The organism is Actinomadura chibensis NBRC 106107 (assembly GCF_001552135.1).
In the GTDB taxonomy this organism is placed as follows: domain Bacteria; phylum Actinomycetota; class Actinomycetes; order Streptosporangiales; family Streptosporangiaceae; genus Spirillospora; species Spirillospora chibensis.
Window position 1 is genome coordinate 38,853 of sequence record NZ_BCQP01000011.1, and the last position, 23,439, is coordinate 62,291.

Genomic DNA, 23,439 nt, shown 5'->3' on the forward strand with positions numbered 1-23,439 from the left:
GCACTTGCTTAAAACTGTAGCGCGGGATCATTGCACGATGCAACGTTCGGCCGGGGGCGGCGGGGCGGGGGCCTTGACGGGCGAGGACGTCCCGTCCGACGATGCGCTTGATCATGGACGCGCGGGACGGGGAGGCGGGGCCGGTGGCGGGCACGGGACGGAACCGGGAGGGCACCGCCGGGAGCGGGCCCGGCGCGATCGCGCCGGACGGCTCGGCCGTCGAGTTCTACGCGGCCATGGCGCCGGACGAGGCGAGCGCCGCGCTGGTGCACGCGGCCGTCCCGGCGGGCACGCCGGTGCTGGAGCTCGGCGCGGGCGCGGGCCGGGTCACCCGCGCGCTGCTCGCCCTCGGCCACCCGGTGACGGCGGTGGACGACTCGGCGGAGATGCTCGCCCGGATCGAGGACGCGCGGACCGAGGGAGTGCGGACCGTCCGCTCCGCCATCCAGGACCTGGACCTCGGCGAGCGGTTCGGCTGCGTGCTGCTGATGTCGTTCCTGGTCAACTACGGCGACCGGGCGGCGCTGCTGGACGCCTGCCGCCGGCACGCCGCGCCCGGCGGCCTCGTCCTGCTGCAGCGGGAGACGCGGCCCTGGCTCGGCCCGGACGCGCCGCGCGCGTGGTCGCACGACGGCGTCGACTTCGAGGTCGTGCGGGCCGAGCCCGCCGGGCCGGACGCCGCCGCGGTGACGATCGGGTACTCGACGGGCGGGCGGCGCTGGACGCACTCGTTCACGTCCCGGCGGCTCGGCGACGACGAGCTGCCTGCCGTGCTCGCCGCGTCCGGGCTGCGCCTGGACCGGTTCCTCGACGGCGACCGCGCGTGGGTCGCCGCCCGCCCCGCCTGACCTGCCCGGACACGAAAACGCCCGCCCGCGCGCCGGAGCGCGGGGGCGGGCGCGTCGCGCGCGGCGGGCGTCAGGCGTCGCGGCGCTTGAGCAGGAACGCGGCGACCCCGAGGAGCGCGGCCGTCCAGAGGGCGAACACGCCGTACCCCTGCCAGGGGGTGAGCAGGTCGTCGTCCCCCTGGTGGGCCTTGGCGATCAGGACGCCCGCCTCGGACGGCAGGTAGGCGTGCACGTGGTCGCCGATGCTGCCGGGCAGCAGCGCGGCGAGCGGCGCGAGGACGAGCACGAACCCGATCACGCCGGTGATGCCGCCCGCCGGGTGCCGGACGATCGCGCCGACGGCCAGCGCGAACAGGCCGAGCATCGCGAGGTACAGGCCGCCGCCGACGACGGCGCGCAGCACGCCCTCGTCGCCGAGCGACACATGCACCTTGTCGCCCATGATCGCCACGCCGATGAAGTAGGACGCGAACGACACCGCGATGCCGAGGACCAGCACGATGATCGCGAACACGAGGGCCTTGGCCCACAGCATCGGCAGCCGCCGCGGCACGGCGAGCAGGCTCGCGCGGATCATGCCGGTGGAGTACTCGGAGGCGATCACGAGGACGCCGAGCACGCAGATCGTGAGCTGGCTGAGGAAGAACCCGCTGCCGAGGATGAAGCTGACCGGGTCGGCGGCGACCTGGGCGCGGTCGCCGGGGTCCATGTCCTTCCAGGTCCCGGCGGTCAGCCCGACGAACAGGGCGGTGAACCCGATGCTGAGGACGATGAGCAGGATCAGCGACCACAGCGTCGACCGGACGGTGCGGATCTTCGTCCACTCGGCGAGCATCAGCCGGGTGAAGCCGGGCCGCTCGTGGGCGGCGGGCGCGCCCGCCGGACGCGCGGCGGGCTCGGTGGCGGCGGTCATCGGTTCTCCCCCTCTCCGGCGGGACCCGCGGCGGGCCCGGCGGGCGGCACCGCCACCGGCGGCGCGGCCCCGGGCGGCGCCCCCGGCGGGGCGGCGGGCGCGTCGCCCGCGCCGTACTCGACGCTCTCGCGGGTCAGTTCCATGAACGCGGCCTCCAGCGAGCCGCGCTTCGGGGTCAGCTCGTGCAGCACGACCCCCTCGGCGGCGGCGAGCTCCCCGACCCGCGGCGCCTCCATGTGGGTGACAGTGAGCAGCCCGTCCGGGGACGGGGCGACCTTCGCGCCCTCGGCGGTGAGGACGGCGGCGAGCCGGTCGGCCTCGGGGCTGCGGACGGCGACCATCTTCTCGGTGCTGCGCTCGATGAACTCCTCGGTGGAGCAGTCGGCGATCAGCCGCCCGCGGCCGATGACGATGAGGTGCTCGGCGGTGACGGCCATCTCGTTCATGAGGTGGCTGGAGACGAACACCGTCCGACCCTCGCGGGCGAGGTGCTGCATCAGGGTGCGGATCCAGACGATGCCTTCCGGGTCGAGGCCGTTGACGGGCTCGTCCAGGATCAGCACGGCCGGGTCGCCGAGCAGCGCGGCGGCGATGCCGAGCCGCTGCCCCATGCCGAGCGAGAAGCCGCCCGCGCGCCGGCGCGCGACGCCGGTGAGCCCGACCAGCTCGATGACCTCGTCGACGCGCTTCCTGCCGATGCCCTGCGTCTGGGCGAGGCTCAGCAGGTGGTTGTAGGCGCTGCGGCCGGTGTGCACGGCGCGGGCCTCCAGCAGGGCCCCGACGACGCGCAGCGGCGCGGGCAGGTCGGTGTAGTGGACGCCGGCGATCCGGGCGTCGCCGCGGTTCGGCCGGTCGAGGCCGAGCAGCAGCCGCATCGTGGTCGACTTCCCGGCGCCGTTCGGGCCGAGGAACCCGGTCACCCGGCCGGGCTGGACCGTGAAGGTCAGGTCGTCGACGGCGGTCTTGTCGCCGTAGCGCTTGGTGAGGTTCTCCGCCTCGATCATGCACACATCCTGCGGTTTCGTCGTCAGCCGTGATCGTGATCACACTAGTGCCCGCGCGGGGGCGCCCGGATCCTCCGCAATGCGGAGACGCCTCCGACCTCCGTAGGGTGCCGGGCACGTCCGAAAGGGGGCGGAACGCGCGGAGAGGGGCCCCGGTCGCGTGCGCGGCGGGGCCCCTCTCCGGACGGTCGTCAGGCGGTGACGCCGTCGGCGGCGTTCACGTCCTTGTGGAACCGCTTGTGGACGTAGAGCTTCTCGCCGAGCGTCTCGCACCGCCACCACAGGCCGCTCGGCGGGCCGATGCGGGTGCCGCGCGGCAGTTCCCGCAGCACCTCGTTGACCGGGGTCATCCGCATCCGCCCGGACCGGCACACGAGGATGCGCCGGTCGGTCACGACGACGACGCGGTAGGCGTTGGAGAAGATGATGATCCAGATGGACAGCAGCGCGAAGTACTGGCTGGTCGTCTGGGCGCCGAACACCGCCTGGATGTTCTCGCCCGGCTGCAGGACGTGGGCCGCGTTGGCGCGCATCTTGTCGCGGATGGCCACGGTCGGGACCTTTCTCGTGTGAGACGTGGGCGGCCGGGGGTCTCCTCACCCGGCCCGGGGGGCGCCGCTCGTGCACCGTGCTTCCCACGGCCCTGATCGGTTTAGGGCCTCCCGATTGTGGCACCTCAGCGCGCTGTTCACGGTGTTTTTCGCCACCATCGGTGCATTTCCGCTCACCGACGCTTATTGACCATCTGCCAATAAAGGCGGAGGATGTCCGGGCAGGACCCCGACCGGCCGGGAGGCGCCATGCCCGCCACGTCCATGCCCGCCACGTCCACGACCGCAGCGCGGCTCGCCGACCGGCTCGCCGACCGGCTCGCCGACCGGGAGGCGCTCCGCGCGCTGGCGGCCGAGCCGCTCGTCGGCCTCGGCGCGGGGCGGGCCCTGCTGATGCAGCTCGCGCACCCGGCCGTCGCGCGCGGCGTCGCCGAGCACAGCGACTTCGCCGACCGCCCGCTGGCCCGCCTGTTCGGCACGCTCGATTTTCTGCTCGTCGTGACGTTCGGGACGCCGGAGCAGGTCGCGCGGATCGCCGCGAAGGTCCGCGGCGTCCACGCCGCCGTCCGCGGCGACGGCTACTCCGGCGCCGACCCGGACCTGCAGATGTGGGTGAACGCGACCCTCATCGACACCGCCCTGCACATGTACGAGCAGGTGATGCCGCCGTGCGGCGACGACCGGGCCCTCGCCGAGGAGTACTACCGGCAGGCCCGGGTCGTCGCCGAGGTCCTCGGCTGCCCCCTCGACGCGCAGCCGCCCGACCTCGCCGCGTTCCGCGCCTACATGGCCAAGGCGCTCGCCGCGCTGGAGGTCACCGACACCGCCCGCGAGGTCGCGGCGGCCGTGCTGTGGCCGCGCGGGCTCCGCGTCCTGTTCCCGGCCCTCGCGGTGTTCCGGCTGGTCACGACCGCGCTGCTGCCCGACGAGCTGCGCGCCCAGTACGGGCTGCCGTGGGACGAGCGGCGGCGGCGCACCGCGGCCGCGGTGCTGCGGACGGCGGGCGCCATGCACCGCGCGACGCCGCGGCCGCTGCGCCGCCCGCCGGAGTCCGTCCTGGTCAGGCTGGCGGCGCACCGGGTCGACCGGACCCTGTCGTCCCGCCGCACCCGCCGCGCCCGAGGCGGCCGGGCGCGGGCGGGTCAGGCGACGGAGGAGTAGGCGACGACGCCGCGGCGCATCGCGTCCATGGCGCGGCGCGCGGTCTTGCGGATATGGCCGTTGCGCGGCGCGGCGTCGGCGACCTGGCCGAGCAGGTCCAGGAGCTGCTTCACGGCGCGGACGAAGTCGCCCGCGGTGAGGTCGCTCTCCAGCAGGACCTCGTCGAGGTCGTCGCCGCGCGCCCACCGGTAGGCCGTCCACGCGAACCCGAGGTCGGGCTCGCGCAGGAACGACACCCGGTTGTCGCGCTCGACGGCCTCCAGCTCGCCCCACAGCCGCACCATCGCGGCGAGGGCGTCCTGCGCGGGCCCCGCCGGGGTGCGCGGCGGGGTCGCGTCGTCGGGCTGCCGCGACTCGTAGACCAGCGCCGACACGCACGCGGCCAGCTCGGCGTGGCCGAGCTTGTCCCACAGCCCCTCGCGCAGGCTCTCCGCGGTGAGCAGGTCCAGCTCGTTGTAGATGCGGCCGAGGCGGCGGCCCTCCTCGGTGACGGACCCGTCCGCGAGGTAGCCGAGCTGCTCGAGGACGCCGCACACCCGGTCGAAGGTGCGGGCGATCACCTGCGAGCGGCCCTCGACGCGGCGGCGCAGCTGCTCGGTCTCGCGGTCCAGGCGGTGGTACCGCTCGGCCCAGCGGGCGTGCTCCTCGCGCTTGTCGCAGCCGTGCACGGGGTGGCGGCGCAGCTCGGCGCGCAGCTCGGCGATCTCGGCGTCGTCGGGGGCGGCGGAGTCGCCGCGGGTCCGCTTGCGCGCCCGGACGTCGTCGGGGACCTTGTTGCGCAGCGTCGCGGCGAGGTCGCGGCGGTCCTGCGGGTTGCGAGGGCTGAACGACTTCGGGATCCGGATCCGCTCGACCGGCTCCACGGCGCGCGGGAAGTCCTGGATCGACAGGCGCTGCACCGACCGGTTCACGGTGAGGACGAGCGGCGCTGGCCCGTCGGAGCGGCGGCCGAGCCCCGGGTCGAGGACGACGGCGAGCCCGGACCGCCGCCCGGACGGCACGACCACGACGTCCCCCGGCCGCAGGTGCTCCAGCGACCGCGCGGCCTCGGCGCGGCGCGCGCCCGCCCGCTCCCGGGACAGCTCGGCCTCCCGGTCCGACAGCCGCCGCCGCATCGCCGCGTACTCCATGAAGTCGCCGAGATGGCACTCGGCGGCCTTGGCGTACCCGTCGAGCGCCTCCTCGTTCTTGTGCACCTGCCGGGCCAGGCCGACGACGGCGCGGTCGGCCTGGAACTGCGCGAACGACTCCTCCAGCAGCGTCCGGGCCCGTTCGGCGCCGACCGCGCCGACCAGGTTCACCGCCATGTTGTAGGACGGCCGGAAGCTGGAGTTCAGCGGGTAGGTGCGGGCCCCGGCGAGCCCCGCGACCGACGCGGGCTCCACGTTCGGCCCCCACACCACGACGGCGTGCCCCTCCACGTCGATGCCGCGCCGCCCGGCGCGCCCGGTGAGCTGCGTGTACTCGCCGGGGGTGAGATCGACGTGGGCCTCGCCGTTCCACTTGTCGAGCTTCTCGATCACGACGGTGCGGGCCGGCATGTTGATGCCGAGCGCGAGCGTCTCCGTCGCGAACACCGCCTTGATCATCCCGCGGGTGAACAGCTCCTCGACGATCTCCTTGAACGTCGGCAGCATCCCGGCGTGGTGGGCGGCGACGCCGCGCTCCAGCGCGGCGAGGAAGTCGGCGTAGCCGAGGACGCGCAGGTCGTCCGGGGAGATGTCGGCGGTGCGCAGCTCGGCGTGCGCGCGGATCTCCTCCGCCTCCTCCTTGGACGTCAGCCGGATCCCGGCGTGCAGGCACTGCAGGACGGCCGCGTCGCACCCGGCCCGGGAGAAGATGAACGTGATCGCCGGGAGCAGCCCGGCGCGGTCGAGGCGCTCGATCACGTCGGGCCGGGCGGGCGGCCGGAACCGCTGCGGGCGCGGCGCGCGGCGCCGCCCGGTGCGCCGGCCCTGGTTGACCTTGGCGCGCCGGACCTCGTCCACCGCCATCCGGGTGAGCTGCGGGTTGAGCCGGGCCTGCCGGTCCTTGCCCTTGCCGGTGTCGACGAACAGGTCGTACAGGCGGGTGCCGACCAGCATGTGCTGGAACAGCGGGACGGGACGGTGCTCGTCCACGATCACCGCGGTCTCGCCGCGCACCTCCTGCAGCCACTCCCCGAACTCCTCGGCGTTGCTGACCGTCGCGGACAGCGCGACGATCCGCACCGAGTCGGGGACGTGGATGATCACCTCTTCCCAGACGGCGCCGCGGAACCGGTCGGCGAGGTAGTGGACCTCGTCCATCACGACGAACGCGAGCCCGGTGAGGGTCTGCGACCCCGCGTACAGCATGTTGCGGAGCACCTCGGTCGTCATGACGACGATCGGGGCCTCGCCGTTGACGCTGTTGTCGCCGGTGAGGAGCCCGACCTTCTCCGCGCCGTAGCGGCGGACGAGGTCGGCGTACTTCTGGTTCGACAGCGCCTTGATCGGCGTGGTGTAGAAGCACTTGCCGCCGCCGGTGAGGGCGAGGTGGACGGCGAACTCCCCCACCACCGTCTTGCCGGACCCGGTCGGCGCGGCGACGAGGACGCCGCTGCCCGCCTCCAGCGCCCGGCACGCCTCGATCTGGAACGCGTCCAGCTCGAAGTCGTACAGGGTGCGGAAGTCCAGCAGGGCGGGGCCGTTCCCGGCGGTGCGCGCGCGGTAGGCCGCGTACCGCTGGGCCGGCGTCTGCCCGGCCGGTCCGGTGTCGGCGCCTGCGCCGGTGTCGGTGTCGGGGGTGGTCATGTCTTCGAGCCTACGGTTTCGACCGGCCCGATTCCCAATCCGGGGACGATCGCCGCCCGGGGCCCGGCGGGGCGGGGCGGCGGGTCAGCGGGCGCGGTCGCCCTTCTCCAGCTCGGCGTCCATCGCTTCGAGGTCGAGCGGGGACGCCTCGTCGTCCGACAGCCCCTCGTACGGGTCGGGCCGGCGGGTCCGGCGCCGGTCGTGGAAGAACGCGATCAGCTCGGCGATCTCGAACAGCACGATCGTGGGGAGCGCGAGCGCCAGCATGGTGAACGGGTCCTGGCTGGGGGTGGCGACCGCCGCGAACACGAACACGCCGAAGATCAGGAGCCGGCGGGACTTGCGGATCCGCTGGTGGGTGAGGACGCCGATCATGTTCAGCATGACGACGAACAGCGGCAGCTCGAACGTCAGCCCGAAGATGAACAGCATCGCCTGCGCATAGCCGAGGTAGTCCTGGACGCCGACCAGGACGGTCGTGTCGCCCGGCGCGAGCCCGATGAAGATCTTCAGGCCCTTGTCCATCGTCACGTACGCCAGCGCGCCGCCGAGCAGGAACAGCGGCACGGCCGCCGCCATGAACGAGTACGTCCAGCGGCGCTCGCGCCGGTACAGGCCGGGCGCGACGAACGCCCAGATCTGGTACAGCCAGATCGGCGACGACAGGAGCGCCCCGACGATCAGGGCGACCTTCAGGTGGATGAAGAACCCGTCGAAGATCCCGTGCACCACCAGGTCGCACTTGCCGGCCAGGCAGTGCTCGGGCGGGATCCGCGTGTACGGCTGCTTCAGGAAGTCCCAGATCGGGGGGAAGAAGATCCACCCGACGAGCGCGCCGAGCACCAGTCCGAGGATCGCCTTGATCAACCGGTTCCGCAGCTCACGGAGGTGTTCCATGAGGGGCATGCGTCCGTCGGAGGCGGCGGCGCGGCTGCTCAGCTTCATCGTGGGCATTCAGGCTAGGGGGCGGGGGATGGTGGCCGGTCGGGACCGGGTCGCGGCGGCGGTCAGCCCTTGTGGACCTTGGACGGGTCCGACACCGGCACGCCCTGGATCGGCTCGCCCGCGCCGATCGCGCCGCGCGGGCGCTGCGCGCCGTCGGCGGCCTCGCGCTCCAGCCTGGCGGCCTCCTCGCGCAGGCGGGCGGCCTTCTCACGCGCGTCCTCGGCACCCTGACCGGCGTCCTGACGCGGCGTCTCGGCCTGCGCCTTCGCGGTGGTGCTCTCGCCGTCGTGCAGGCCCTGGGTCTCGGCCTTCAGGATCCGCGCCGACTTGCCCAGGGACCGCGCGAGCTGCGGAAGCTTCGCCGACCCGAACAGGAGCAAGACGACCGCAAGGATGATCAGAATCTCGGTCGTGCCAAGTCCAGCCATGACAATCCTCTTCAGCAGGGGTCCATCAGGACGATCGTACGCCGTCCCGGGGCCGTTGTGACGCACGCGTTTCTTCGAGCCGGGACAGTTCACTGCGCAGCGCCGAGTGTTTCGGCCCGAGCCGCCGCCGCGTGCGCTCCAGTTCACGACCGAAACGCCGCACGCCGAGCCACACCTTGAACGCGCAGAAGGCGAGCACGGCGAGGCCGGCGAAACCCAGACACACCGACACCGCGACCCACGCCATCCCGCCACGGTAGCCGATCCGATCAACCCCCGTCTGTGCGGGCCGTGCCGGAACCTGCGCGCAGCGCGCCATATTCGGCCCGTCCCCGGGCCGGGCTCAGCCCATCCCGTACAGCGACAGCGCCCGCGCCGCGTCGTCGCGGACCCCGGACGCGAGATGCTCGGGCGCGACGACCCGGCCCTGGTCGCCGAGCCGCATCGCGAGGCCCCGCACCCACCGGGTGTCCGGCGTCCGCAGCACGACCCGCAGCCGCCCCTCCCCGAGCTCCTCCACCGACTCGCACGGGTAGTAGTCGGCGACCCACCGGCCGCGCGCCGTCAGCTCCAGCGTGACGGCCTCGTCCTGCGGCGACGGGCGGAACAGGCCCGCGTCCACGTCGATCGGCTCGGCGTCGTCGGGGACCTCGGCCGCGACGTCCAGCACGGCGAGGTCGGCGATCCGGTCCAGCTTGAACAGCCGCACCGCCTCCGCGCGGCGGCACCACCCCTCCAGGTAGGTGTTGCCCTCCACGACCAGCAGGCGCATCGGGTCGACGTCGCGCTCGGTGTTCTCGTCCCGCGCGGGCACGTAGTACGTCAGGTGGACGCGGCGGCCCGCCGCGATCGCCTCCCGCAGCAGCTCCACGGCCGAGCGGTCCGGGTCCGGGGACCGGCCCCACGCGTCGACCTCCACCGACACCTGGCTCGACACCGCCGCGGCCGCCGCGCCCGCCGCGCCCTCCAGCTTCGCGATGACGCGGCTGAGCGCGTCGCGGTCGTCCAGCCCGGGGATTCCGGCGAGCATCCGCAGCGCCACGAGCAGCGCGGACGCCTCGTCCACCTTCAGCCGCAGCGGCCGCGCGATCGACTCCGCCTCCGCCACCGTGATCTCCCCGCCCTCGTAGGACAGGTCGATCGGGCAGTAGGGGTCGGGGGCGCGCAGCTCCACGCACCACAGCAGGTTCAGGTCGTCGATCAGCTGCTTCTCGGTCACCCCGAACGCGGCGGCGGCCTCGCCGAGCGCCACCGAGTCGCGGTTCACCACGTACGGGACGAGCGCCAGCAGCCGCCCCAGCCGGTCGGTGGACGTCGTCGCGGCCTTTGCCGCCTTGGCCGTTCTGGGGGCGGGGCGGGAGCCGCCGGTCCGCTCGGTCATCGGGCGCTCACCGGTCCCTTCTCGCCCTCCGGGCGCCCGGCGCACGCCAGCACCGACTTCAGGTGCTGGATCACCGCCTCCCGCAGGTCGGGCGGATCGAGCACCACGACGTCGGCGGCGAACCGCGCCAGGTACGGGGCGAACCGGTCGGCGTCGCGGAACGTCAGGACCGCCTCGTCCCAGGCCCCGTCGCCCCCTTCGGCGGGGCGCACGTCGCGGGCCCAGCGGCGCGGGCCCTGCGCCGCGCCGCGCCGCAGCCGCACCGTCGCCGGGCGCGGCTCGCTCGGCGGGTCGCCCCAGTCGAACGCGATGCGCCGCACGTCCACCCCGTCCGGGACGGTCACCGACCCGGACGGGCCGTCCGGCCGCACGTCCCCGACGATCCGGCTCAGCCGGAACACCCGCTGCTCGTCGCGGTCGCGGTCGAACCCGACCACGTACCAGCGGCCCCGGCGGCTCACCACGCCCCACGGCTCCAGGTGCCGCCGCGCCACCGACGTCCGCCCGATCCCCTGGTAGTCGAACGCCACCGGACGGCCGTCGCGCACCGCCTCCCACAGCGCCGGGAACGCCGGGTCCTGGGTGTTGACGCGCGGCTCGATCCCGACCGCGGTCGGCGCGTCGGTCTCCACCCCGGCCGCGCGCAGCTTCAGCAGCGCGCCCGACGCCGCCTCCGCCATGCTCGCCCGCTGCCACACCCGCGCCGCGAGGCCGAGCACCGCCGCCTCGTCCGGCGTCAGGTGGATGTCGGGCAGCTCGTAGGCCTGCGGCGGGATCCGGTAGCCGATCTCCTCGCCGCCGCCGCCCCGCTGGTCGCTGCCGACCTCCAGCGGGACGCCGAGCTCGCGCAGCTCCTCCTTGTCCCGCTCGAACATCCGCTTGAACGCCTCGTCGGAGTCGGGGTAGCCGGGCACCGCCCGGCGGATCTGCTCGGCCGTCAGATAACGCCGGGTGGCGAGCAGGCAGACCACCAGGTTGAGCAGACGCTCGGTCTTGCGCCGCGACACTTCGCCATCACCTCTTCGCTCCGTCGGCCCCCGGACCGCCGCCCCGTCCCGGCCGTCCCCGCGCGGACCCGAACACGCCCGCGCCCGCCGCTCAGGACGCTACCGTTTCCCGGTGTGATCCGATGGCGCAAAGGCACAGTCGAGGGCATCCGACGCGAATGGCCCGGGGCGGTCGAGCTGGACGTCTCGATCGGGGACGCCTCGGCCGGGGGCGTCCCGGCCGAGGACGGCGGCACCTGCCGCGCCCTCGCCTATCCCGCCCTGGTGGGACGGCCCGAGCCGGGGGACGCCGTCCTGCTCAACACTACGGCCTTGGCGATGGGCCTCGGCACCGGCGGCTACGCCATGGTCGTCGCCGTCCCCGACCGGCTGCCGCCCGACCCGTCCGGCCCCGGGCACCTCGTCAAGGCCCGCTACACGCCGCTGCAGGCGACCGTCCTCGGCGCCGACGAGCAGGACTCCCCCCACCACGGCGTCCTCCGCGACGCCGACTCCCTCGGCGGCATGCCCGTCGTCGTCGCCGACCTGCACTCCGCGCTCCCGCCGATCCTCGCCGCGCTGCTCGCCGACCGGCCGTCCGCGCGGGTCGTGTACGTCATGCCGGACGGCGGGGCGCTCCCCGCGTGGTTCTCCATGTCCATCGCCCGGCTCAAGGACGCGGGCGCCCTCGCCGCCACCGTCACCGTCGGGCAGGCGTTCGGCGGCGACCTGGAGGCCGTCACCGTCCACACCGGGTTGCTCGCCGCCCGGCTCGTCCTCGGCGCGGACGCCGTCGTCCTCGCCCAGGGCCCCGGCAACCTCGGCACCGGCACCCGGTGGGGCTTCTCCGGCGTGTCGGCGGGCGAGGCGGTGAACGCCGCGGGCGTGCTCGCCGGACGCCCCGTCGGGTCGCTCCGGGTCAGCGAGGGCGACCTGCGCGAACGCCACCTCGGCGTCTCCCACCACTCCCTCACCGCCTACGGGCGCGTCGCCCTCGCCGCCGCGGACGTCCCCGTCCCCGAACTCGGCGGCGAGTTCGGCGCCCGCGTCGCCGCCGGGGCCGCGCCGCTCGGCGAGCGGCACCGGCTCGTCCCCGTCGCCGTCGACGGCCTCCACGAGACCCTCCGGGCCGCGGAGAAGGAGTGGGGCGTCCGGCTGTCCACCATGGGGCGCCGCCTCGACGAGGACCTCGCCTACTTCCTCACCGCCGCCGCCGCGGGCCGCCACACCGCCACCCTCCTCGCCTAGACCCGGCGCGCCTACGCGCGCTGGACGGCCGCCTCCTCCGCTTCGGCCCTCTCGGCCGCGTCGGCCTCATCGGCGGTGAAGGCGGAGTTGAACGTGAACGCGCGGGGCGTCGGGCCCTGCGCGCGGAGCAGGGCGAGGCGCTCCAGCGCCTCGTCCACCGTCGGGACGTGCCCGGCCGGGATCCACCACATGACGAGGTGCGCCTCCGCGTGCCGCCGGAACCACTCGCGCCGCCGCCGCATCGTCTCCAGGTGCGCGCTGCGGTAGACGAAGTCCCACAGCGACTCCGCCGACTCCCACACCGAGAAGTTGACCACCACGTCGGCGCCCGCGGGCCGCATCCCGGTCGCGTCCGGCCGCCCCTCCTCGACCAGCCGCCACACGAAGCCGGGCGCGGCGTCGGCGAGCGCGTTCACCGGGTCGAGCAGCGCGACGAAGTCCGCCATGCGCGCGTCGTCCAGCGGGTGGACGAGGGTGGCGACGTTGAACTGGGCCAGGTGCCGTCCGGGGGCGTTCTGATCGGTCATGGGATCAGCTCACCACGCCGCCTTCTTCTATGTCAATCTTCATTGTTTTTAGAATCGGAGGCGGTGCCGGACGGCGCCGCCGCGACGCAGCACCAGCCGGGCCGCGGGTCCATCCGCACCCGCACCGCCGAACCCTCCGTCAGCCCCTCCAGCAGCGCCAGGTTCATCCCGCACACCAGCGGCGGGAACATCTCCGCCACCGCGTGGAACGGGCAGTTCCGCATCCGCAGGACGCCCTCACCGTCGTCCACGACCGGCTCGTACCCCCGGGACCTCAAGAGGTCCGCGAGGTCGTCGAGGCCGCCGCAGGACTCCGCCGGGCCGCGCAGCGCCCGGCCCCGGCGGCGCGCCGCGTCCTGCACCTCCCGGTCCAGGCCCGCCGCCTCCGCCGCCTCCGCCAGCAGGCCCGCCGCCGTCCGGTAGTCCCGCGCCGGGACCGACACGCCGCGCTCCCCCGCCGCCCGCCGGTACACCTTCGCCGGACGGCCCGCCCCCGGCCCCGACCGCCCCGACAGCCGGCGGCTGCCCGCCTCCAGCAGGCCCGCCTCCACCAGCCGGTCCAGATGGAACGCCGCCAGCGTCCGCGTCACGCCCGCCGCCTCCGCGGCCTCGCCCCGCCCCACCTCGCGGCCCCGCGCCGCCACGAACTCATACAGCCGCCGCCGCACCGGATCCTGCAGCAGCGCGACCGCCTCGATGTCCTCCACCCCGCCATTCTAAGAACAACGGAGATCGGAGTTAGAAACGGGCGGCCAGCGGACGCCGGGGAGTCAGTGGGCGCCGAGGAGGTCGACGACGAAGACCAGCGTGTCCGTGCCCTTGATGCCGGACTGCGCCAGCCCCTTCGGCCCGTACCCGAGCGACGGCGGCACCACCAGCAGCACCCGGCTCCCCACCCGCTGCCCGACGAGGCCCTGGTCCCAGCCCCTGATCACCTGACCGGTGCCGATCACCACGCCGAACGGATGCCCCGCCGACCAGGACGAGTCGAACGCCCTCCCGTCCCGCCAGAAGAACCCGCCGTACTGCAACGCCAGCAACTGACCCTTCCGGACGGGCGGGCCGTCGCCGCGCGTCAGCGTCCGCACCTGAAGGCGCTTCGGCGGCGCCGCGCGCGGCACCGTCACCCGCGGGGCCACGCCCGCCGGGGCGTCCCCGACCCTCGGCAGCCCCGGATCGTCCAACGGCGCCTCACGCCTGCCGTGCGGGCCCGACGTCCGCGCGTACACCGCCCGCACGTCCAGGACGTACACCAGCGTGTCCTCCGACCCCACCTGGTGCTTCGGGTCGCCCTTCTCCCCGAAACCGTCCCGCGGCGGGATCCGCGCCACCACCCGCGACCCCGGACGCGCCCCGTCCAGCGCCCGCGTCAGCCCCGGCACCAGCTGCCCCGTCGGGAACGCGCCCGGCTGGCCCTTCGCGTAACTGCTCGCCAGCAGCTTCCGGCCGTCGCCGCTCCACCGGTAACCGACATAGTCGGCCACCACCAGGTCGCCCTTCCGCGCCGCCGGGCCCTTCCCCTGGCGCAGCGTCTTCACCGCCAGCGAACCGGACGGCCCGCCCTTCGGGAACCGCACCTCAGGCAGCTTCCCGAAATCACCGCGCACCGTCACGTCCACGCCGTCCCCGCCCGAACACGCCACGGACGACGCCGCCACCGCCACCACCACCGCGACCAGCGGCACAACCCGCGCCCGGCGGCTCACAGGACGGCGCGCACGGCGACACACACGGCGGCGCACACGAAGACGCATACGACGACGCAACGGGGACCTCCGGGGGTGGCTCAGCGCTCCTGGCCGCTCACCCTACCGCCCAGGTGACCCGCCGGTAGCCCCCGCCGCGCGTGTCGCCGCCGCGGCGCTCACACCCCCGTCACATCCCCGCGATCAGCTTGTCGACCCGCTCGTCCACCGAACGGAACGGGTCCTTGCACAGCACCGTCCGCTGCGCCTGGTCGTTCAACTTCAAATGCACCCAGTCGACCGTGAAATCGCGGCGCTTCTCCTGCGCCTTCCGGATGAACTCGCCCCGCAACCGCGCCCGCGTCGTCTGCGGCGGCACCGACTTCGCCTCGAAGATGTCCAGATCCCGCGACACCCGGTCGACCGAACCCCGCTTCTCCAACAGGTAGTACAGCCCCCGGTCACGGTGCACGTCGTGATACGTCAGATCGAGCTGCGCCACCCGCGGCGACGACAACGGCAGATCGTACTTCCGCCGGTACCGCTCGATCAGCTTGTACTTCGTCACCCAGTCGATCTCACGCGACACCAGGTCCAGATCGCCCGTCTCCACCGCCCGCAGCGTCCGCTCCCACAGCTCCAGCACCCGCTTCGCCGTCGCGTCCCCGCCGCGCGCGTCCACGAAGTCGCGCGCCTTCCCGAAGTACTCCTTCTGGATCTCCAGCGAACTCGCCTCCCGGCCGTTCGCCAACCGCACCTTCCGGCGGCCCGTCATGTCATGGCTCACCTCGCGGATCGCCCGGATCGGGTTCTCCAGCGTCAGATCGCGCATCACCACCCCGGCCTCGATCATCCGCAGCACCAGGTCGGTCGCCCCGACCTTCAGCAGCATCGTCGTCTCACTCATGTTCGAGTCGCCGACGATCACATGCAGCCGCCGGAACCGCTCCGCGTCCGCGTGCGGCTCGTCCCGCGTGTTGATGATCGGACGCGACCGCGTCGTCGCCGACGACACGCCCTCCCAGATGTGCTCCGCCCGCTGCGACACGCAGTACACCGCGCCCCGCGGCGTCTGCAGCACCTTCCCCGCACCGCAGATGATCTGCCGCGTCACCAGGTACGGGATCAGCACGTCCGCCAGCCGCCCGAACTCCCCGTGCCGCCCCACCAGGTAGTTCTCATGACAGCCGTAGGAGTTGCCCGCCGAGTCGGTGTTGTTCTTGAACAGGTAGATGTCGCCCGCGATGCCCTCCTCGCGAAGCCGCCGCTCGGCGTCGACCAGCAGACCCTCCAGGATCCGCTCCCCCGCCTTGTCATGCGTCACCAGGTCCACGACACTGTCGCACTCCGGCGTCGCGTACTCCGGGTGGCTCCCCACGTCCAGGTAGAGCCGCGCCCCGTTGCGCAGGAACACATTGCTGCTACGGCCCCACGACACCACCCGCCGGAACAGATAGCGCGCCACCTCGTCCGGTGACAACCGCCGCTGACCGCGGAAGGTACAGGTGACGCCGTACTCGTTCTCAAGCCCGAAGATGCGCCTGTCCACACCCTGACCCTATGCGGCGCGGACCCCACTTGGCAGTCTCTCCACCCGACCACTTCCCACGAACCGGACAACCCCCGCACACGCCGCAGGCCCGCCACCGCGGGGCCTTCCACCGGCACCCGCGGCGACGGGCCCGACCCGTCCCGTCCTTCCCGCTACGACTCGCCGTCGTCCGCGGCCGACGCGTCCTCAGCCTCCGCGGCCGCCCCGCCACCGGACGCGCCACCGGACGCGGCGCCGCCGTCCGCCGCCGACAGCAGCTCGGCGATCCGCGCCGCCGTCAACCGCTTGAACAGCCGATGCTCACGATTGCGGTCCAGGACCGCGACCTCCAGCGACTTCGCCTCCAGCCGCCGCTCCGCGTCCTGCGCCTCCAACGCCCGGACCGCCGTCCGCAACGCCGCCGCCAGCGACGACCCCTCCCGGTAGCCGTCCTTCAACGACTGCGCCACCGCCTCGGCCTGCCCGCCCATCGCCACGAAGCCGTGCTCGTCCGACACCGACCCGTCGAACGTCAACCGGTAGATCTGGTCCGTCTCCGCGTCATCGCCCACCTCCGCGACGACCAGCTCCACCTCGTACGGCTTCGCCGTCTCCGTGAAGATCGTCCCCAGCGACTGCGCGTACACGTTCGCCAGCCCCCGCGCCGTCACATCACGACGGTCGTACTGGTAGCCGTTGATGTCCGCGTACCGGACGCCCCCCAACCGCAGATTCTCGAACTCGTTGTACTTCCCCACCGCCGCGAACGCGATCCGGTCATAGATCTCACTGATCTTGTGCAGCGCCCGCGACGGGTTCTCCGCCACGAACAGGATCCCGTCGTCGTACTGCAGCACGACCACGCTGCGGCCACGCGCGATCCCCTTGCGCGCGTAGTCCGCCTTGTCCTTCATCTGCTGTTCGGGCGACACGTAGAACGGCATGGACACCGATCTGGATCCCTTCTAACGCAGCGGGGCGGTCGGACCGCCCGGCGACTCGTAACGACCATCGACGACGGCCCGCGCCAGCGCGCCCACCTCGTCCTCGCCCAACCGGCGGTACCCGTCCGACGTCACCGACGCCACCACCGGGAAGATCCCCCGCGTCAGGTCGGGACCGCCCGTCGCCGAATCGTCGTCGGCCGCGTCGTACAACGACTGCACGCACACCAGAGCCGCGTCCTCCGCCGACAGGTCCGCCCGGTACAGCTTCTTCAGCGCGCCCCGCGCGAACACCGAACCCGAACCCACCGAGTAGAAGTCCCGCTCCTCGTACCGGCCGCCCGCCGGATCGTAGGAGAAGATGCGGCCCTCGTCGCGCTCCTCGTCATACCCCGCGAACAGCGGCACCACGGCCAGCCCCTGCATCGCCATGCCCAGGTTCTGCCGCACCATCGTCGCCAGCCGGTTCGCCTTGCCCTCCACCGACAGCGTCCGGCCCTCGCGCTTCTCGTAATGCTCCAGCTCCACCTGGAACAACCGGACCATCTCGATCCCGATGCCCGCCGTCCCCGCGATCGCGATCGCCGAGAACTCGTCCGCCCGGAACACCTTCTCGATGTCACGCTGCGCGATCACGTTGCCCGCCGTCGCCCGCCGGTCCCCCGCCATCACCACCCCGCCGGGGAAGCTCACGGCGACGATCGTCGTCCCGTGCGGGATCTCGTCCCCCGCCCGCGACGCCGGGGGCGTCCGCCTGCCGGGCAGCGACTCCGGAGAGTACGCCCCCAGGAACTCCGTGAACGACGACGTGTCCGGGTTCGCGAACAACCCCGGCAGACGTCCGGTGTGCGAATCGTGGGACGCCACGCGACTCCCTTCCCTCCACCATGGCACCGGCTCCAGCAACCTCACCGGCGCGGACGACTACGACCCTACTGTTCAAGGTCGCCCGAGCGCATGCCGCATGATCCTCCGCCGAGTCCGCCCACGGCGAACCCTTCCATCGCCCCGTCCCGCGTCACCCCGTCCAAGCGGGACCCCCGATCAGGACCCCGAACTCCGGATTCGCCTTGCGGTGCCGCCCGTCCGCCTCCCAGTGGACCGTCCAGCCGCCCGGCGGCACGTTCAGCGGATCGATGTCCGGGACGGTGAACGACAACCGCGTCCCGCCGTCCCGCGCCGGGACGGCCTTGACCAGCCCGCCCGTCAGGTAGTCCGCCGCCCGCCGAAGCGCCACCGGGTCGTCCCGGAGCTGCCCCATGCCCGTGTTGCAGCCGTGGCAGGCGATGCCGCGCACCGCGCCGGTCCTGTGGTCGTGATCGACGTGCTCCGCCGGGTGGTCGAAGCAGGCGGCGCAGTAACCGACCTGCATCTTGAGCAGCCACTGCGCGTCCGCGTCGTTGATCCCGTACCTCCGGCGAAGGTGGTAGTGCCTCGCCGTTCCAGCGGCGGCCGACCTCCTCCGCCAGTCCGGGTCGGAACGCACGCGGTCCGGACCTCCGAGGACCCTGGCCCCGGTCTCCAGCTCCAGCCGCCGCGCGTGCGAGCCGTCGAGTTCCAGGTACTCCGCGGCGAGGCGGAGTCGCTCCGGGTCGTCCTCGAACTGGCCGAGCGCGCCGTTGCACCTGAAGCACAGGATCCGCCGGACGAGCCCCGTCATGTGGTCGTGGTCGACGTGCTTCGGCTCGTCCCTGAGGCAGATGACGCAGATCCCGCCCTGCTCGGCGATCATCTGCTCCACCTCCTCCTCGGTCACCCCGTAGCGGAGCTTGAGGAGGTAGTTGCGCCCGCTCCCATGGTTGCGGTTCTTGGTCTCGACCATGGTCTGGTTGTGGCACGGGCGGCAGTAATCGGCGAGGCCCGTCTTGTGTGCACGGTTGCTTCCGAACTCCGAGACCGACTTGATCTCTTTACACCGCGGGCAGTATTTCATTCCTTCCGGGACGTCCGAGTGCCTCCGATAGGGCCTCGTCCGCTTCCCCAGTTCGGTCTGCTTCTTCCGATATGAGCGGCTGTTCCGGAGACCGAAGCAGGCCTTGCAGTAGTAAGCCAACCCATCGTTGGAGGACTTGAGCTTCCAGAACTCCGTCTCGGGTTTCTCTTCGCCGCAGTCGCGGCATTTTTTCGAACGCATGGGCGAGACCTTAACGGTCTCGCCCATGCGTTTGAAGTCTGTTTGAGATTGTGCCAACTATGTCCGGCTATGCCCACGTGATCTGCGGCTTGACCGAATCGGACAAACCAGGTCACTCCCCCCCTTTTTGGACATACGCACGGACGAAGTCTTCTGCGTTCTCTTCCAATACTTCGTCTATTTCGTCCAGAATTGAGTCCACGTCGTCGGTGAGCTTCTCCTGGCGCTCCTGCACGTCCTCGGTCGTCGTGGCCTCGGTCTCCTCGACCTCTTCCGTGCGCCGAGTGGTCTGCTTCTGACCGCCGGTGTCCTTCGTGGCCATTCCGTACCTCCGCTCTGCCGGTGCCTCCGACCCTATCTCCGATCTTCGACGGCGAGCGGATCTTGAGGGTCCGTTTCGCCGCCTCCGCCCGGGGGCCGGGGGCATGCTCGGGTTATCGCCCGCCGACCCGCCACTGAAACGGGCATACCGGTCACGAAACCGAGACCTGCTCCGTCTCCGCAGGTCAGCACATCGAAAGGTACTCGATAGCCGAGCTATCCAATGGGTGTGCCCGCAGGCCCCGAGCGCGCGAAGGGGCCCTGGTCAGCTCTGGCCGGTCAGGGTGGCGACGAGGTCGGCGGCCGTCCGGCAGCGGTCCAGGAGGGCGCCCACGTGCTGCCTGGTGCCGCGCAGGGGCTCCAGGGTGGGGACGCGCTGCAGGGACTCGCGGCCCGGGACGTCGAAGATGACGGAGTCCCAGGACGCGGCGGCGACGGAGTCGGCGTACTGGCGCAGGCAGCGGCCGCGGAAGTAGGCGCGGGTGTCCTCGGGCGGGTCCTCGACGGCGGACTCGACCTCGGCCTCGCTGACGACGCGGTCGATGCGGCCGCGGTCGACGAGGCGGTTGTAGAGGCCCTTGTCGGGCCTGATGTCGCTGTACTGGAGGTCGACGAGCTGCAGGCGCGGGTGGGACCAGTCGATGCCGTCGCGGCTGCGGTAGCCCTCCAGGAGGGCGAGCTTGGCGACCCAGTCGAGTTCGCGGGAGAGCTGCATGGGGTCGTCGCCGAGGCGGTGGAGGACGGACTCCCAGCGGTCGAGGACGTCCTTGGTCATCTCGTCGACGTCGGCGCCGAAGCGGTCCTCGACGTACTTGCGGGACTGCTCGAGGTATTCCATCTGCAACTGGACGGCGGTCATCTTGCGTCCGTCGCGGAGGGTGAGCAGGTGCTTGCAGGACGGGTCGTGGGACACGGCGCGGAGGGCGGCGACGGGCATGTCGACGGAGAGGTCGACGGTGAGGAAGCCGTCTTCGATCATGGCGAGGACGAGGGAGGTGGTGCCGAGCTTGAGGTAGGTGGAGAGCTCGGCCATGTTGGCGTCGCCGATGATGACGTGGAGCCGCCGGTACTTCTCGGGGTCGGCGTGGGGTTCGTCGCGGGTGTTGATGATGGGGCGTTTGAGGGTGGTCTCCAGGCCGACCTCGACCTCGAAGAAGTCGGCGCGCTGGCTGATCTGGAAGCCGTCGCCGCGTCCGTCGACGCCGATGCCGACGCGGCCGGCGCCGCAGACGACCTGGCGGGAGACGAAGAAGGGGGTGAGGTGGCGGACGATGTCGGCGAAGGGGGTCTCGCGGCGCATGAGGTAGTTCTCATGGCAGCCGTAGGAGGCGCCCTTGTTGTCGGTGTTGTTCTTGTAGAGCTGGATGGGGTGGGTGCCGGGGACCATGGCGGCGCGTTGCGCGGCGTCGGCCATGACGCGTTCTCCGGCCTTGTCCCAGATGACGGCGTCGCGGGGGTTGGTGCATTCGGGTGCGGAGTATTCGGGGTGGGCGTGGTCGACGTAGAGGCGGGCGCCGTTGGTGAGGATGACGTTGGCGAGGCCGAGGTCTTCGTCGGTGAGCTGGGTGGGGTCGGCGACCTCGCGGGCGAGGTCGAAGCCGCGGGCGTCGCGGAGGGGGTTCTCCTCCTCGAAGTCCCAGCGCGCTCTGCGGGCGCGCGCGGCGGACGCCGCGAGGTAGGCGTTGACGACCTGGGACGAGGTCACCATCGCGTTGGCCCCTGGCTGCCCGGGTACGGAGATGCCGTACTCGGTCTCGATGCCCATCACCCGCCGAACACTCATATCGTCGAGCCTATCGGGGCGGCGGGGGTGGAGCCACGGGGCCGGGTGTTCGGGGGCGGGTGTCGCGGGCGCGCCGAGGCGGCGGCCCCTGGTCGGGGGCCGCCGCGCGGGTCGGCGTGTAGGGCCGGTTTACAGGTATTGGCCGGTGTTGGCGACGGTGTCGATGGACCGTCCGGCTTCCGCGCCCTTGGTTCCGGAGACGAGGGTGCGGATGTAGACGATGCGCTCGCCCTTCTTGCCGGAGATGCGGGCCCAGTCGTCGGGGTTGGTGGTGTTGGGCAGGTCTTCGTTCTCGCTGAACTCGTCGACGCAGGCGGCGAGGAGGTGGTTGACGCGGAGACCTTTCTGGCCGGTGTCGAGGAACTGCTTGATGGCCATTTTCTTGGCGCGGTCGACGATGTTCTGGATCATCGCTCCTGAGTTGAAGTCCTTGAAGTAGAGGACTTCCTTGTCGCCGTTGGCGTAGGTGACCTCCAGGAAGCGGTTCTCCTCCGTTTCGGCGTACATGCGTTCGACGGTGCGCTGGATCATGGCCTCGACGGTGGCGTCGGCGGAGCTGCCGTGCTCCTTGAGGTCGTCGGGGTGCAGGGGCAGGTCGCCGAGGATGTACTTGGAGAAGATGTCGCGGGCGGCTTCGGCGTCGGGTCGTTCGATCTTGATTTTGACGTCGAGGCGGCCGGGGCGCAGGATCGCGGGGTCGATCATGTCCTCGCGGTTGGACGCGCCGATGACGATGACGTTCTCCAGTCCTTCGACGCCGTCGATCTCGCTGAGGAGCTGCGGGACGATGGTGTTCTCGACGTCGGAGGAGACTCCGGATCCGCGGGTGCGGAAGATGGAGTCCATTTCGTCGAAGAAGACGATGACGGGGGTTCCGGCGGACGCCTTTTCGCGTGCGCGTTGGAAGACGAGCCGGATGTGCCGTTCGGTTTCGCCGACGTATTTGTTGAGGAGTTCGGGGCCCTTGATGTTGAGGAAGAAGCTCTTGCCTTCCTGGCCGGTCTTCTCGGCGACCTGTTTCGCGAGCGAGTTGGCGACGGCCTTGGCGATGAGGGTCTTCCCGCATCCGGGGGGTCCGTAGAGGAGGACGCCCTTCGGGGGCCGGAGCTGGTGTTCGCGGAAGAGGTCGGCGTGCAGGTAGGGAAGTTCCACGGCGTCGCGGATCATTTCGATCTGGGAGCCGAGGCCGCCGATCTCGTCGTAGGAGATGTCGGGGACCTCTTCGAGGACGAGTTCTTCGACCTCCGCCTTGTGGATCTTCTCGTAGGCGTATCCGGAGCGTGGTTCGAGCATGAGGGAGTCGCCGGCGCGGAGGGGGACTCCGCGGAGCGGCTCGGCGAGCTTGACCACGCGTTCTTCGTCGGCGTGCGCGATGACGAGCGCGCGTTCGCCGTCGTCGAAGAGTTCCTTGAGCATGACGACTTCGCCCTGCTCTTCGAAGGCGAGCGCCTCGACGACGTTGAGGGCCTCGTTGAGCATGACCTCTTGGCCGCGCTGGAGTTCGTCGACGTCGACGGCGGGGCTGACGTTGACGCGGAGTTTGCGTCCGCCGGTGAAGATGTCGACCGTTCCATCGTCTCGGCCTTCGAGGAAGACGCCGAATCCGGATGGTGGTTGTGCGAGCCTGTCGACCTCCTCCTTGAGCGCCACGATCTGTTCGCGAGCCTCTTTGAGGGTCGCTACGAGTCGCTCGTTCTGACCTGTTACGGCGGCCAGGTTGGCCTGTGCCTCATGGAGGCGTTCTTCCAGAACACGTACTTGGCGCGGGGACTCCGCGAGCTTGCGGCGCAGCACGGAGATCTCCTCCTCCAGGAAGGAGATCTGCGTTTGGAGGTCCCTGACCTCCTTTTCGTGCTGCGCCCTGCGCGCCCCGGCATCGTCACGAGCGGCCACGCCCCGTCACCTCCTCACGAAGAGAGCCGACGACCTACTGAGACCCTACCTATCTGGAGGGCTTCCGTAACCTGCCCATTCGGTGTTCGTGTCGTGCGGGGGTGTTCCGGGAGGGTTGGCAGGGGTGCTGTGGGGGCGGGGTGGGGTGGGGGGTTACGGGGCCTGGACCTGGGGGTTCGTGGTCGCGGGCGTGTCGTGGTGGCGGGTTTGCCGAGTTCGGGGGTGTCTGGGAGGGGCGGCGGGTGTGTCGCGGCGGGGAGGGGCGCGCCGGGCGGGTCGCGGGAGTGTGATCTACGCCTCGGCGGGGCGTCCGGGCGTGGCGGGCGGCGCGGTCGGCCCCGTGGCGGGCGGCGCGGCGGGCGGCGTGGACCACGGTCTGCGG

General features: G+C 72.1%; 22 protein-coding genes. 3 read left to right on the plus strand and 19 right to left on the minus strand.

The features are described 5' to 3' along the window. Positions 1-101: 101 nt before the first annotated feature. Positions 102-848 (plus strand): class I SAM-dependent methyltransferase, encoded by a 747-nt coding sequence (locus tag ACH01S_RS07160; protein WP_246237150.1) that lies wholly within the window; start codon positions 102-104, stop codon positions 846-848. Positions 849-918: 70 nt separating this feature from the next. On the opposite strand, the gene ACH01S_RS07165 is transcribed toward ACH01S_RS07160, so the two are convergent. From ACH01S_RS07165 to ACH01S_RS07175, 3 genes are all read right to left on the minus strand, one after another. Continuing rightward, complete coding sequence (locus ACH01S_RS07165; RefSeq protein ID WP_067886704.1) at positions 919-1,761, minus strand: ABC transporter permease; 843 nt, start codon at positions 1,759-1,761, stop codon at positions 919-921. Then, positions 1,758-2,765 (minus strand): ABC transporter ATP-binding protein, encoded by a 1,008-nt coding sequence (locus ACH01S_RS07170; RefSeq protein WP_067886706.1) that lies wholly within the window; start codon positions 2,763-2,765, stop codon positions 1,758-1,760. Before ACH01S_RS07170 ends, ACH01S_RS07165 begins: the two co-directional genes overlap by 4 nt. Before the next feature lie 191 nt (positions 2,766-2,956). Next, positions 2,957-3,316, minus strand: a complete 360-nt coding sequence (locus ACH01S_RS07175; protein ID WP_067886709.1) for a hypothetical protein — start codon at positions 3,314-3,316, stop codon at positions 2,957-2,959. A 249-nt stretch (positions 3,317-3,565) separates the two neighbouring features. Here ACH01S_RS07175 and ACH01S_RS07180 point away from each other — a divergent pair, with 249 nt between their 5' ends. Next, a complete protein-coding gene (locus ACH01S_RS07180) occupies positions 3,566-4,477 on the plus strand; it encodes an oxygenase MpaB family protein (RefSeq protein WP_169809219.1) in 912 nt (303 codons plus the stop codon). On the opposite strand, the gene ACH01S_RS07185 is transcribed toward ACH01S_RS07180, so the two are convergent. The 6 genes from ACH01S_RS07185 to ACH01S_RS44335 all read right to left on the minus strand — a co-directional run bounded on the left by ACH01S_RS07185 (position 4,459) and on the right by ACH01S_RS44335 (position 11,012). Beyond that, positions 4,459-7,251 carry a DEAD/DEAH box helicase gene (locus tag ACH01S_RS07185; RefSeq protein WP_067886711.1) on the minus strand — a complete coding sequence of 931 codons (2,793 nt, stop codon included), beginning with the start codon at positions 7,249-7,251 and terminating at the stop codon, positions 4,459-4,461. The genes ACH01S_RS07180 and ACH01S_RS07185 overlap by 19 nt on opposite strands. 84 nt (positions 7,252-7,335) lie before the next feature. Continuing rightward, on the minus strand, positions 7,336-8,196 hold the full coding sequence (tatC, locus tag ACH01S_RS07190; RefSeq protein WP_083980416.1) for a twin-arginine translocase subunit TatC: 861 nt from the start codon (positions 8,194-8,196) through the stop codon (positions 7,336-7,338). A gap of 62 nt (positions 8,197-8,258) precedes the next feature. Then, positions 8,259-8,624 carry a Sec-independent protein translocase subunit TatA gene (tatA, locus tag ACH01S_RS07195; protein WP_067886715.1) on the minus strand — a complete coding sequence of 122 codons (366 nt, stop codon included), beginning with the start codon at positions 8,622-8,624 and terminating at the stop codon, positions 8,259-8,261. A gap of 25 nt (positions 8,625-8,649) precedes the next feature. Continuing rightward, entirely contained in the window at positions 8,650-8,871 is a 222-nt protein-coding gene (locus ACH01S_RS41910) for a hypothetical protein (RefSeq protein WP_083980417.1), read from the minus strand. Between the two features lie 96 nt (positions 8,872-8,967). After that, positions 8,968-10,005 carry a helix-turn-helix transcriptional regulator gene (locus tag ACH01S_RS44330; protein WP_083980418.1) on the minus strand — a complete coding sequence of 346 codons (1,038 nt, stop codon included), beginning with the start codon at positions 10,003-10,005 and terminating at the stop codon, positions 8,968-8,970. Beyond that, entirely contained in the window at positions 10,002-11,012 is a 1,011-nt protein-coding gene (locus ACH01S_RS44335) for a helix-turn-helix transcriptional regulator (RefSeq protein ID WP_067886717.1), read from the minus strand. The genes ACH01S_RS44330 and ACH01S_RS44335 overlap by 4 nt, the downstream gene beginning before the upstream one ends. Positions 11,013-11,126: 114 nt before the next feature. Between ACH01S_RS44335 and ACH01S_RS07210 the strand changes: the two genes are divergently transcribed. Then, positions 11,127-12,239, plus strand: coding sequence for a DUF3866 family protein (locus ACH01S_RS07210; RefSeq protein WP_083980419.1), 1,113 nt, complete (start codon positions 11,127-11,129; stop codon positions 12,237-12,239). Between the two features lie 11 nt (positions 12,240-12,250). On the opposite strand, the gene ACH01S_RS07215 is transcribed toward ACH01S_RS07210, so the two are convergent. The 10 genes from ACH01S_RS07215 to arc form a co-directional block, all read right to left on the minus strand. Next, entirely contained in the window at positions 12,251-12,766 is a 516-nt protein-coding gene (locus ACH01S_RS07215) for a DUF3291 domain-containing protein (protein ID WP_067886719.1), read from the minus strand. 32 nt (positions 12,767-12,798) lie between these two features. Further along, complete coding sequence (locus tag ACH01S_RS07220) at positions 12,799-13,473, minus strand: helix-turn-helix transcriptional regulator (protein ID WP_067886721.1); 675 nt, start codon at positions 13,471-13,473, stop codon at positions 12,799-12,801. Positions 13,474-13,536: 63 nt separating this feature from the next. Further along, positions 13,537-14,451 carry an FKBP-type peptidyl-prolyl cis-trans isomerase gene (locus ACH01S_RS07225; RefSeq protein ID WP_067886723.1) on the minus strand — a complete coding sequence of 305 codons (915 nt, stop codon included), beginning with the start codon at positions 14,449-14,451 and terminating at the stop codon, positions 13,537-13,539. 190 nt (positions 14,452-14,641) lie between these two features. Beyond that, positions 14,642-16,000 carry a Pup--protein ligase gene (gene pafA / locus ACH01S_RS07230; protein ID WP_021593623.1) on the minus strand — a complete coding sequence of 453 codons (1,359 nt, stop codon included), beginning with the start codon at positions 15,998-16,000 and terminating at the stop codon, positions 14,642-14,644. A gap of 155 nt (positions 16,001-16,155) precedes the next feature. Then, positions 16,156-16,926 carry a proteasome subunit alpha gene (gene prcA, locus ACH01S_RS07235; RefSeq protein ID WP_067886725.1) on the minus strand — a complete coding sequence of 257 codons (771 nt, stop codon included), beginning with the start codon at positions 16,924-16,926 and terminating at the stop codon, positions 16,156-16,158. A gap of 21 nt (positions 16,927-16,947) precedes the next feature. Further along, a complete protein-coding gene (gene prcB / locus ACH01S_RS07240; protein WP_067886727.1) occupies positions 16,948-17,793 on the minus strand; it encodes a proteasome subunit beta in 846 nt (281 codons plus the stop codon). A 151-nt stretch (positions 17,794-17,944) separates the two neighbouring features. Next, a complete protein-coding gene (locus tag ACH01S_RS07245; protein WP_246237151.1) occupies positions 17,945-18,748 on the minus strand; it encodes an endonuclease VII domain-containing protein in 804 nt (267 codons plus the stop codon). Between the two features lie 424 nt (positions 18,749-19,172). Beyond that, complete coding sequence (locus ACH01S_RS07250) at positions 19,173-19,382, minus strand: ubiquitin-like protein Pup (protein ID WP_067886731.1); 210 nt, start codon at positions 19,380-19,382, stop codon at positions 19,173-19,175. A 264-nt stretch (positions 19,383-19,646) separates the two neighbouring features. After that, positions 19,647-21,164: a depupylase/deamidase Dop gene (dop, locus tag ACH01S_RS07255; protein ID WP_083980421.1), complete on the minus strand. Its 1,518-nt coding sequence runs from the start codon at positions 21,162-21,164 to the stop codon at positions 19,647-19,649. 129 nt (positions 21,165-21,293) lie between these two features. After that, entirely contained in the window at positions 21,294-23,057 is a 1,764-nt protein-coding gene (arc, locus tag ACH01S_RS07260) for a proteasome ATPase (protein ID WP_067886735.1), read from the minus strand. Positions 23,058-23,439 lie beyond the last annotated feature (382 nt).